Annotated in this window: 6 protein-coding genes; 3 read left to right on the plus strand and 3 right to left on the minus strand. The window is 36.6% G+C overall.

From position 1 onward, the window contains the following. Positions 1-322: 322 nt before the first annotated feature. On the minus strand, positions 323-1,867 hold the full coding sequence (locus tag ACYVI9_RS15275; protein WP_460766077.1) for a type I restriction-modification system subunit M: 1,545 nt from the start codon (positions 1,865-1,867) through the stop codon (positions 323-325). A 30-nt stretch (positions 1,868-1,897) separates the two neighbouring features. Then, a complete protein-coding gene (locus ACYVI9_RS15280) occupies positions 1,898-4,717 on the minus strand; it encodes a type I restriction endonuclease subunit R (RefSeq protein ID WP_460766080.1) in 2,820 nt (939 codons plus the stop codon). A gap of 452 nt (positions 4,718-5,169) precedes the next feature. Here ACYVI9_RS15280 and ACYVI9_RS15285 point away from each other — a divergent pair, with 452 nt between their 5' ends. Beyond that, positions 5,170-6,006 carry a ParA family protein gene (locus tag ACYVI9_RS15285; protein WP_460766082.1) on the plus strand — a complete coding sequence of 279 codons (837 nt, stop codon included), beginning with the start codon at positions 5,170-5,172 and terminating at the stop codon, positions 6,004-6,006. A gap of 1 nt (position 6,007) precedes the next feature. Further along, a complete protein-coding gene (locus tag ACYVI9_RS15290; protein ID WP_460766085.1) occupies positions 6,008-6,490 on the plus strand; it encodes a hypothetical protein in 483 nt (160 codons plus the stop codon). A gap of 853 nt (positions 6,491-7,343) precedes the next feature. Here ACYVI9_RS15290 and ACYVI9_RS15295 read toward each other — a convergent pair. Next, positions 7,344-10,358: a TOTE conflict system archaeo-eukaryotic primase domain-containing protein gene (locus ACYVI9_RS15295; RefSeq protein WP_460766088.1), complete on the minus strand. Its 3,015-nt coding sequence runs from the start codon at positions 10,356-10,358 to the stop codon at positions 7,344-7,346. 374 nt (positions 10,359-10,732) lie between these two features. Here ACYVI9_RS15295 and ACYVI9_RS15300 point away from each other — a divergent pair, with 374 nt between their 5' ends. Further along, entirely contained in the window at positions 10,733-11,368 is a 636-nt protein-coding gene (locus tag ACYVI9_RS15300; protein WP_460766091.1) for an AbiEi antitoxin N-terminal domain-containing protein, read from the plus strand. Positions 11,369-11,653 lie beyond the last annotated feature (285 nt).

Raw genomic sequence — 11,653 nt, forward strand, 5'->3', positions numbered from 1 at the left:
AAAAATGGCTCACTCATTTATTTGAGAATATCAATCAAACCAAAATGACCGAACTGCATAAGCTGTTACCGCAGAACTACGAGAATCCCGTCAAATAACATTGTAGGGGTTCGTCGACAGCATACCTTGTATCCACTACCATATTGTTCTTTTGTAGCGTTAATACCATTCTTAAATTCCAAAATCTCTCCCAACTTCTTAGTTTCCCACTCCTCCGTAAATTCTGGAAATCTCAAATTGGGAACGTTACCCACTTTTAATTTTTTATTAGCCATCTCGATAATTCAAATTTCGTTAGTAAAAACATTAAGGATTAAAAAAATTAAAAAGCAATTCCCAATTCCTTAAAATAAACCGCAATCTCCTTATCCAGTTCGGCACGCTTAGCTTCCAAAGATTTGATCTCCTGCATCACTTCACGAATATCAATCTCTTCTTCAACCTCAAACGTATCCACATAACGGGGAATATTTAAATTGTAGTCGTTATCGGCAATTTCCTTTAAGGTAGCGCGATGACTGTATTTTTCAAGTTCTATCCTATTACGATAAGTCTCAATAATTTTTTGAATATGCTCTTTCCGTAGCTTGTTTTGTGTCCTTATTTTTTCAAATCCCTTACTCGCATCAATAAAAAGAATATTGTCATCTTCTCTTCTGCACTTTTTGGCTACGATAATACAAGTGGGAATACTGGTCCCATAGAATATATTAGCTGGCAGGCCAATAATGGCGTCAATATAGTTTTTCTTTTCAATTAAGAAACGGCGAATTTTACCTTCGGCAGCGCCTCTGAATAGTACACCATGAGGAGCCACACACGCCATGGTTCCCTGATCATTTAGGTGGTATAGCATGTGCAGGATAAAGGCATAGTCCGCCTTCGACTGCGGTGCCAAAACACCGGGCATACTAAACCGATCATCATTGTTGAACTTTGCCGAAGCGGTCCATGTGGCAGAAAATGGCGGGTTGGCAATAACTGCATCAAACTGACGATCACCAAATTCATTCGCTTCTAAGGTGTCTCCATTTCTGATATCGAAATCGTTGTATTTAATTCCATGCAACAACATATTCATACGGCAAAGGTTAAAGGTTGTTGGATTTTTTTCCTGACCGTATATTATATCTGCTTTACCGTTTCGGGCGGTACGCAGCAGTAGGGATCCGCTGCCACAAGTGGGGTCATATACATCTTTTAACCTTGTTTTACCGGACGTAACAATTTCGGCCAGAATTTCACTCACTTCCTGAGGAGTGTAAAATTCGCCAGCTTTTTTGCCCGCACCAGCTGCAAATTGCGAAATCATATACTCATAGGCATCTCCAAGAATATCAATATCAGATGCCTCTTTCAATCCAAAATCAATACCGTTTAAAGCTACTAAAACATCGCTCACCAATCTGTTTTTATCGTCGGAGGTTTTGCCCAATTTCGGTGAGGCCAGATCGATGTCAGAAAACAATCCTCCAAAATCTTCTTCACTGTCCTTCCCAATAGTACTATCTTCAATACGTTTTAGCGAACGTTCCAAATTCGGTAGAATATTTTCCTTCTTTCCGATCAATTCTATGATGGTGGAATAAAGATATTCAGGTTGTACAAAGTACCCCAAATTTTGCATACAGGTTTCCTTAATTGCCTCCTTTAACTCTTCGTCCGTACCTGCCCAAGCCTGTTTGAAATTAAGGGCATCGGCTTCCAGTTCTTCATTTATATGTAATTCAATCTTTTCAGAAAGGTATTTATAAAAGATAAATCCCAGAGAAAAATACATAAAATCGCTTGCAGACATGTTGCCGCGTAATGTATTAGCCACCATCCACAATTGTGCACGCAGCCGTTGTTGTAATTCTTCACTCATAAAATAACAATAATAAATATTAAATCAATGTTAGTCCCAGTTAAAAGTGTCAATAATATCCCGCAATTTTCTCAACACTCTTTCAAGTATCGTTCTGCGCTCCTTTAATCCTGCATTTTTCTTCTTTACCGCATCCTGAAGCAACTCTATTTTTTCTCGTCGCAAATAATCGTATTCAGTAATAAAATTGCTGAGGGCTTCGGAATCAATCTCCTCTTCATACGCCAAGTAATCTACGGCTTTTTGTCTTGCCTGGGCAATATGATTGGTAAGCCTTGATTCAAGATCCATTGTGCCATCGGCCTTTGCTTTTGTAAAGGCATCCTTATCGTTATCAATATTGTGGCGAATAAAACTGTCTATTAGTTTTGCTTTATTCCGCATTGCAGCATCCTTAATCATGGTATCCAAAATCTGCTTACGTTTTTCCTCATAGTCTTTGCTTTCAGGATTTAGATCAGCAATAAGTTCTAAAATATAAGCAACATTAATCACATCGCTATGCAATAACTCTAGACAAAAATCTATTTCATCAAGCTTGGGTTTATCTCCAAAATCTTCAGGAGCATCAGTTACAACAGGCGGAGTTTCTGGAGGCGTAACAGGCCCTATTGCAATATCCAGGTACTTGCTTCTAAAGTCCATAAACTCCTGCTCTGTCATTCCAAGAGAGGAATCATCAGCATCAAAATCTTCATAAATTTGTATCTCTGCTCTTTTTCTGATAAGTTCTCTGAATTCTAAAATAAAATCCCGCTTATCGTATTCGCTTTGTAGTGTATCTATATATTGTACATCCGGATATTTTTCTTTGAATTTCTTTGCTAATTCCTTAAACTCATTTTTAACATCCTCAAAAGTTGCCCGTACAATAAATTCATTCGGTTGATTGTTACTAAACAGTTTAATGGCTTCGTCCACATTGCTTTTCAGGTTGCGAAAACAAACAATTTTTCCAAAGCGTTTTTTTTCATTTAGCACACGATTAGTTCGACTAAACGCCTGTATCAATCCGTGATATTCTAAATTTTTATCTACATAAAGCGTATTAAGTTTTTTTGCGTCAAACCCGGTAAGAAACATATTTACCACTAACAACAAATCAAGCGGCTGCATATCCCGTTTCTTCTTTTTCATCCGTTGATTCACATCGTCATAATAGGTGCCAAAATTCTCTGTGGAAAAACCTGTGCCAAACATATTATTGTAATCGTCAATAATGAGTTGGAGCTCATCGGCGGTAACAGTTTCTTTTTCAAAACCCTGGTTAGATCCTGTCAACCCATCGTCCTGACTTTCATTCGCATTATAAGTGAACACAGCTCCAATCCTGATTTTTGGATCAAGTTCCTTGAATAGTTTATAATATTTTAGGAGGGCTGTTACCGATTGAGTTGCAAAAATTGCATTGTACTCTCCATCAAAAGTTGATTTATTAAAATTTGCAAGAATAAACTTTGCTATTTCCCGCATTCGGGCATCACTCATAAAATCATCGCTTGCGGAATCTTTGCCCTTATAATATTCAACTAAAAAGCCCAATACGTTATCGTCGGCTATTGCATCCTTAATTAAATAGCGATGCAGACAATCACCAAAAATTTCTGCTGTTGTGTGCTCATTTGCATTTTCTTTAAAGATAGGAGTACCTGTAAAACCAAATATTCGCAAATTATTAAAAAAGCTACGGATATTTTTGTGAGATTCGCCAAATTGGCTTCGGTGACATTCATCAAAGATCATTATCACTTTTTGATCCCGCACTTTTTGCAAATGTTTATTGTACCGATCTCTTGTTACTGCATTATTTAGCTTTTGAATGGTTGTAATAATAATTTTTGACTTTCCACTAAGTCGTTTAATAAGTTCAAATGTGCTGTCCGTATTATCAACTGCGCCCTTTTCAAAAGCATCATATTCATCTTTTGCTTGCGTATCTAAATCCCTTCTGTCCACCACAAAAACAACTTTGTCAATTCCGTCAATTTCTGAAGCTAGTTGCGCGGTTTTAAAAGATGTTAGTGTTTTTCCGGCACCGGTGGTATGCCATACATAGCCATTTTTATTAGTATTTTCTATGCGATCTAATATTTTTTCAACAGCGTAAAACTGATAAGGACGCAGCACCATTAAACATCGATCTCCTTCGTGCAATACGATGTATTTGCTAATCATTTTGCCAAGGTTGCATTTTTCTAAAAAAAAGTTGGCAAATTTTTCCAGATCATTAAATGGCAGGTTTTCGGCATCCGTCCAGTTAAAAGTAAATTTATATCCTCCATTAGGGTTATTAGCAAAATAGCGTGTGTTAACACCATTAGATATTATAAATAACTGTACATAGTCAAACAATCCTCCGAAAGAGGTTTTGTGGTAGCGTTGCACCTGATTATAGGCTTCTTTTAGCTCAATGCCCCTTTTTTTCAGTTCAATCTGAACAAGTGGTAGTCCGTTTATCAGAATCGTAACATCGTATCTGCACTTCTTCCGTCCTTCAACTGTTATTTGGTTAGAAACCTGAAGTTCATTCTGGCACCATTTATTTTTGTTTAAAAATTCAATCCAAACACGCTCGCCATCTTCGGTTTCAAGTGGGTAAAGATCCCTTAGCTTTTTCGCTTTTTCAAAGCGGGAACCACCCTCTAAATGAAGACATATTTTTTCAAACTCTTTTTCAGTAAAATGTTTTCTTCCTATTAATCCGAGCTGCTTTCTGTTATGCTTTTCCAGCTGCGTTTTAAAATTGGCAAACAGGTTTTCTTCTTCTTTTAATACTATATATTCGTAGCCATTATCTTTTAAGGTACTTATCAATCCATTCTCTAATATTTGTTCGCTTTGAGTTGTCATAATTCACACGAGTTAATTCTGGTTTCGTTATTTCTTCATTTTATTTGGCTAAATAACCTTTGCAGCCTCATTATTTCCAACCAGATTAATTTACTTATAAAAATAATTCATTTTTGCTTACTTATTCATTTTAAGCCCTTTACGGAAAACCGGAACAACGCATCCCTATACCCCACTACCTTAGCGTCGGGAAAAATACCCCTTTTAAAAAATTATTTATATTTTATCTTTAACCCATACCAAAGCAACCAAATATGAATACGAGTTAAACGATTACCTCAAAATGAGGATGTTACATAGACTTTATAAACAGATATAAACGTTTAAAAACTGATAGTACTATATACAATATCTCAAGTATCACTAACCATGAAATGCTGATTCTTAAAAGCAACTTAGTAATTAAATTTAGTATATTATTAAGTTAGTGATAATAAATAATTAGACACAATATGAAAATCGTTTCACTTATAAATATGAAGGGAGGGGTTGGTAAAACAACACTTACAATAAATTTAGCTGACTTTTTAAGCAAAAGAGAGAATAAAAAAATACTGTTAATAGATATAGACCCTCAGTTTAACACAACGCAGTGTCTATTTTCTGGCGAGGAATATGTAGAATATTTAAACGCTGGTAAAGAATCCATCTTAAAAATATTTGATGACACTGTAAAAAGAAAGATTAGTACTGTTAGTGGCATTTCAGAATCTTCAATTAAGGCTTTCAAAGATATTTCTCCGCATAAAGTGACAGATAATTTGCATATACTTCCTGGCAATTTGGAATTGTATAAACTTGAAATGGCTTCAGGGTCAGGTAAAGAAAATAAACTTAAACAGTATTTACAGGAAATAAATTCAGTTGAAAATTATGATTACGTTTTAATAGACACACCACCCACACCTTCTGTTTGGATGACAAGCGCTTTGATTGCAAGTGACTACTATTTGATACCAGTTAAGCCAGACCCAATGTCTTTTGTAGGTATTGACTTGTTAGAAAATATTGTAGACCAAAAAAAAGATGCATATAACCTTGACATTTCTTGCTTGGGTTTAGTCTTTACTATGGTTGAAAGGGATGACTCAATAATTTATAAAAAAGCTCTTGAATTTGTAAACAACGACCCAAAATGGAAAAAATTGCTATTTACTAAACATTTACCCAAAAGAGCAGAAATAGCTAAATTGCAACTTGAAAAAAAATTCATACTGGATACCGATGACCCCAATTTAAAGTCATCATTATTAAATATTGTGAAGGAACTAATTGAAAAGGCAAAATAAGATGACAAAAAATAAATTAATTCAAATTGCTAATTATATAGAGGAACTTTCGTGGCTTCTTGAAAGTAATAAAGAACTTTCTTTAAAAGAAGTTTCAATCACTATTAGAAACTTAGGTATTGAGCGTAATGATTTAGCTCATTCAAAAATCAATTTCCCTACGAGCGGAGAAGGGAAGACATATTTGGTTGGTGTTTTACCCAAAATTTTACAAGATAATGACTTGTTTAAGAGTAATGGAGAACTATTAGATTTTGCTGAAATGGTTTTACAATTAAAACCGAGTCGAGCTGCAAAACGCTCTAGAACAGAATACATTGGCTGGATAGTTTGCGAAGTTTCAAATACGAATAGTAAAAACCTAAATGAACTTTACAAATATTTAAAAGATGTTTTTTCTGATGAGAGTAGCTTAAATAAGATAAAACAAGCAAAAAAAGAAACTGGGTTTTCTTGGAATGAAGTAATAAGAACTCTTAAATAGTATGTCTAGAATAATAAATGATGACTTTAAGGAGTTAAAAAAATATATAACAGAATTTAAAAAATCTGTTAACAGAGCCTAAGTATATTGAGCTTTTATCTATATTTCATAAGAAATATTTAAGCTTTTTTGTTCTAATTTCTGGGCTTGAAAATTCCGTACAAGAAAAAGAGTATCTCTATCTAAAAGAAGCAAATTCCGATTTAATCACTTGCCTTTTTCATATAGCCACTGGAAATTATAAATCGGCTAAACTATTATTAAGAAGCTCAATTGAGTGCTTTTTAAAAGGGTTTACTTTGTATTACCTTCCGAATATTGACAGAGAAAAAAGCGTTTTTGGACTCTTTGATAAAGTTAAAAAATTACCTTATTTTTTAAATGAACCATTTAAATCAGAATTGGATAAACTACACAATGCTTACAAAACTTTGTGCAGAGATGTCCATACTGCCGAGAAGATAAATATGGCTAGTATTAATTCTCTTGACTTTTTTCCTAAGTATTCACAGCGACAATCTAAAATCGTCACAAACATTATTTTAACCGTTGTACCTAGCTACTGCTTTTTATTATGCGACAAGCACAATCAGCACTATCATAAAATGCATCATACATTTAAAGATATAATATTAAATTCAGTTGAGAAGAAGCACAGACGAATTATTTTGAATGTAGAATAATTTTACCACTGGCGAAGGTCATTTGCAATAGCACATCCTAACATCCAATCCTCATCCCCTGTAATTCTATTTAGGGACTTCCTGAGAATATAAAACGAGCGCCAATATTAAGTTTCAATAAATTTCACAAAGCGTTTTGATCGGAAAAGTATAAACACGGAAAACCCTTCTTAAACCAACCGCTCTTCCAACGCATGTTTCCAAAGGATAAATCCCTTTTGATCATCGGAATAATCATGCAATACCCGACTGAAGTTTTCCGGTGGGGCGGTTAAAAATCCTTGCCGTCCCTGCTTCCGAATAATGTCCAGATCTCGGTCAATATCCGTTAACCTTCGCGGCAATTCGGAAATTATCTTTGGAACCTGCCAAAGGTAGCTGGCCTCTTCTGTATCAAGCGTTTCCAGGATAATATGAAAATGCGCTGCGCCTTCCAGAAGAAATACAAAAGAAAATGGTTGTAATGCAAATCGAATTTTCACCAAATGCCCTGCATGATTTTCGGACAAATAGCGAAGGTGCTTGTGATGCCTGAACTGACTATATTTTAATGCCGCTTCCAGCAGTTCTTCCCCCGATTCATATAAGGGATGTTTCGTTTGTAACTGTTGGTTTAGGTCATTTTTATTCCCTGGGTTTGCCCTTCCATACGGCGGCTTAGCGATGAATTGAAACCTAACGCCTTCAATAATTTGTCGGTCTATTTTTTTGATATCATCTGAGGAGGCCAATTGTGCTACCAATTGTCCCTTTTCCAATTCCGCGTAAATGGCCACTTTTATATATTTAGATTTCAGAGCTTTTATAAAATAAGGTTTCAGCACCTCAAACTCAGGCCGCATATCATCATGCTGCACTTCAAATTCCATTTTTGTGTCTGCGAGAGTCGTATATGTAAAAGCAATGCTTCCATATCTGAATTCCAGTAATTCAATCGGCACAGTTATTTCTCTATCAATCGTCACAATTGTCTTTTTTTCAGAAACAGGAACGGCTTCTTCAACCGGGTCATCGAATAAACTTGTCTGGCGAATCAGTTTCCTGTAATAAGTATTACGCTTCAGGAACATCCTGTTCAGATAGTCGATTTTAATATCACGGTAATCATATATCACAGGAGTAAGCTCGGATCGCTGTACCCTTCCTATATATTGTATGAGTTTCCCCTCAAAAGAAAAAGGATATACCAGGAATAAGCAGTTGGCGTTTTGAAGATCTGTTCCTTCACCAAAGAATTGACCGGTCGTTACTAGCGCCTGGTAATTGCCGGTATTTAATAGTTTCCATTTGGACGCGCGACTGCTTTCCTTATCGTCACCACTTAATGTAATAACCTCATAGGATTGTTTCAGGTATTGTTGCAGAGAATCAATATGCTCTTTTCGTTCCGTAAGAATTACTACTTTTTTCCCATTGTTCAGCTCATTAGTAATATCCTGTAAAATTAGTTTGTTACGGCCCGAATCATGTACGAGGATTTTTGACAATGTTTCAAACCGATCCGTTTTGGGATTGTATGGCACATCCAGATCCGTATTCCGCACAACAATGGAGGCCTGTTTATGTCTGCCGGTTTGTTGAGCAGATATTTCCGCTATAATTTCTCCCAGGTGAATAAAAATCAGCCTACCGTCATTATATTTTCTGAAAGGCGTTGCTGTAAAGCCATATAAGTAATAGCTATTGAACTGTTGGATGGTGTTTCTATAGCTTTCTGCGGGAATATGATGGCATTCATCTATCAGTATCGTTCCAAACGAATCTTTTATTTCAGCACTTTCTGTTTTCGCTAATTCTTTTGCCAGAGTTTGAACGGTAGCAACCGTAACATGTTCCCCGATCTTTGATTTCCCCTGGCCAATTTTCCCGATTTTCTGTTTGGGTATTCCAAGGAATGCTTCAATCCGGTCCATCCATTGATCCATCAATTGTTTCCGGTGCACAACGATCAAAGCAGGCTGCTGTTTTTCTGCAATTATCTTTAAACCAATGATTGTTTTACCGGCACCCGGTGGGGCCACAACTACACCCATATCTTTTTTGGCAGCAGCTTCCATAGCCAGGTTCTGATAATCTCTTAACCCGGCTTGAAAAGTAAAGAGAGCCGAAGTCTTCTTCGTTCTATGGTCCTCAAAACTAAAAATGATATTGGCATTTCTGCAAAATCGCAACAACCGGCCGGCAAACCCTTTGGGTATGATAACATTCCTTTCTTTTTCTTCTATAAACCGAAAATACCGCTCTGTGCCAAATGTGTTCTTCCCGATCTTCTTTTTGATGAGGAATGCCGTATTCGCAAAGTTCAATTCCTCTTTAAGAAAGTTGATAAGTGGAACAGGCATCGCCGATCGGTTTAAATACAGCCTTTCATTTAAGGATATTATTAGATGATCGGTAGATTCTTTTCGATTAACAGTAGCAGCAATTGATTTTCCAGCGGATATCGAATGATAGACATCATCCAGCGCTTCACTGTCCACCTTTTGAATTCCGGATAGGAAATCCCATTGATCAGGGAATGGCAGTAAGGTTTGCGGATCAATAAAGCAACTGTTTCCCTGATCTAAAGCCGTCTTATGTAATGGCAATGCGATCAGATTGCCCAGTCGTTTTCCGGAAAGGCTGTCCTGATTTGGGAATAACCGGTCAAAGCTTGAGTTTTTATCAAAAACAGAAACCGCTCCGGATTCATTGAGGAGCCACAGGAAAATTTTTCTGCTTTTGATCGCAGGATAAGGTTCTTTGAAAAATACCCATACATGCCCACCTTTTCCTGAGCGGGAGCGTTCCAGGTACGTCGGCATTTTTTTAGCTGCGCAGCATTCAATAAATTTTTGGCTGTCGGATGACCAATTTTGTTCATCAAAGTCTGCGGCAATGAACCATGAAGTATTATCCGGTAATAGCGGATATAATCCTACTAATTGCTCACCGTTCAAATGTTTTATGAGCTGCTCGTCCGTGAGCGGCAAATATTTTTTATCCGTGTAGTTGTGAAAAGTACCCCCTTTCATTTTATGCGCCCTGTATCGGTAGGGGTCATATAAATAGGCGGGCATATAACCGCCTTTAGCTTCCTTGCCTGAGCCGGATGGAATTTCCCAACGGGTTGCAAACACATCATCCCGACCTTTAAAAAGGGAGCGAAATAATACAATCTTTTTATTGATATCTTGTTCAGACAACGTAATAGCTTTTCTTTAAAGATAAATATCGTTGATTTTGTGATTTATGCACGGCTCCTGTCATTTTATATGCAAATAGATATAGTTTTAAAGTTTGGAGCTTGATTATATTCAAAGGCATATAATTATAAGTCGCTGCCCGCTTTATAAAGGGCAAAAGCAGGCATTGCTCCCCCGGTATGAATTTTTACATAGAAGAACGGTTTGGTTTTAATAATGCTTGCAGAGCATTAGGCTCATATATAGTGCTGATAATGTATCGATTATAAGTCAGCAACACTCTTTATATTTTGTCACATTTTTTAAAATATAAGTGACAATTAGCTCCATAACAAAATTGGAAAATGTCACCTTTTTTCATGATTTTGTGACAAATGGAGAAGACCCATACATATATTGAAAACCGTATTAGTAAAAAGAAACAAGGCGAATTGATCTTCCCTACCGATTTTAGGGGGCATGGTACAGAAGGCGCCATTAAAAAGGCGTTATCCAGGCTTGCCCAGGAAGGAACATTAAAACGCCTAGCCCATGGTATTTATTATATTCCGAAGACGGATCCGGTTTTGGGAGAACTTCACCCGGGAGCAGAGGACGTAGTTAAATTACTCGCAAAAAAGGAGAAGATAAAAGTACGGCCGGCCGGGGCCTATGCTCTTCATCGTTTAGGACTTACTACACAAGTGCCTACAAAACTTGTTTATATTACCGATGGCAATCCCCGGCAATTTAAGCTGGGAAAAATGCAGATCAAATTTAAAGCTACCGCTCCCAAGAAACTCGGAACAGTTGGTAAGATCAGCGGCCTGGTGATTCAGGCTTTGGAAGAAATAGGCACCACAAACGTTGACCCGGCAACTGAATCAAAAATATTTGACTTTATTAAGCAGGAAGACCCGAAAAAGCTAATGCACGACCTGGCACTGGCGCCTGCAAAAGTGAACGATTATATTGTTAAACTAATGAAAAAGCAACACACTAATGACAGGATGGTTGAAACTAAACGATGACCAACGCAAGGTAACTATTGACATTAATTAGTATTTTAGTAAAAAAATAACCACCGATGAAATACATTATACTTTTTTTACTCGCACAGCCTCTCGCATCCTTGGGTCAAAGTCAAACGGACTATAATAATTTTATGAACCGATTTGTAAATTATTATCATTAGTGTCCGGAAAAAAATAAAGTTAGTTCTTTGAAACTCTTGATGGATAAAGGTTTGGTCGAAATTTAGCACGGTGACGATTTGAAATGCCTAATTTCATAACTTTCTGAAAATCAGAAGATTT

It is taken from the genome of Niabella terrae (genome assembly GCF_054783135.1).

What these genes read in the sequence shown, in the direction of transcription:
- ACYVI9_RS15275 (WP_460766077.1), bottom strand. Translation starts at nt 1,867, where the DNA reads ATGAGTGAAGAATTACAACAACGGCTGCGTGCACAATTGTGGATGGTG.
- ACYVI9_RS15280 (WP_460766080.1), bottom strand. Translation starts at nt 4,717, where the DNA reads ATGACAACTCAAAGCGAACAAATATTAGAGAATGGATTGATAAGTACC.
- ACYVI9_RS15285 (WP_460766082.1), top strand. Translation starts at nt 5,170, where the DNA reads ATGAAAATCGTTTCACTTATAAATATGAAGGGAGGGGTTGGTAAAACA.
- ACYVI9_RS15290 (WP_460766085.1), top strand. Translation starts at nt 6,008, where the DNA reads ATGACAAAAAATAAATTAATTCAAATTGCTAATTATATAGAGGAACTT.
- ACYVI9_RS15300 (WP_460766091.1), top strand. Translation starts at nt 10,733, where the DNA reads ATGGAGAAGACCCATACATATATTGAAAACCGTATTAGTAAAAAGAAA.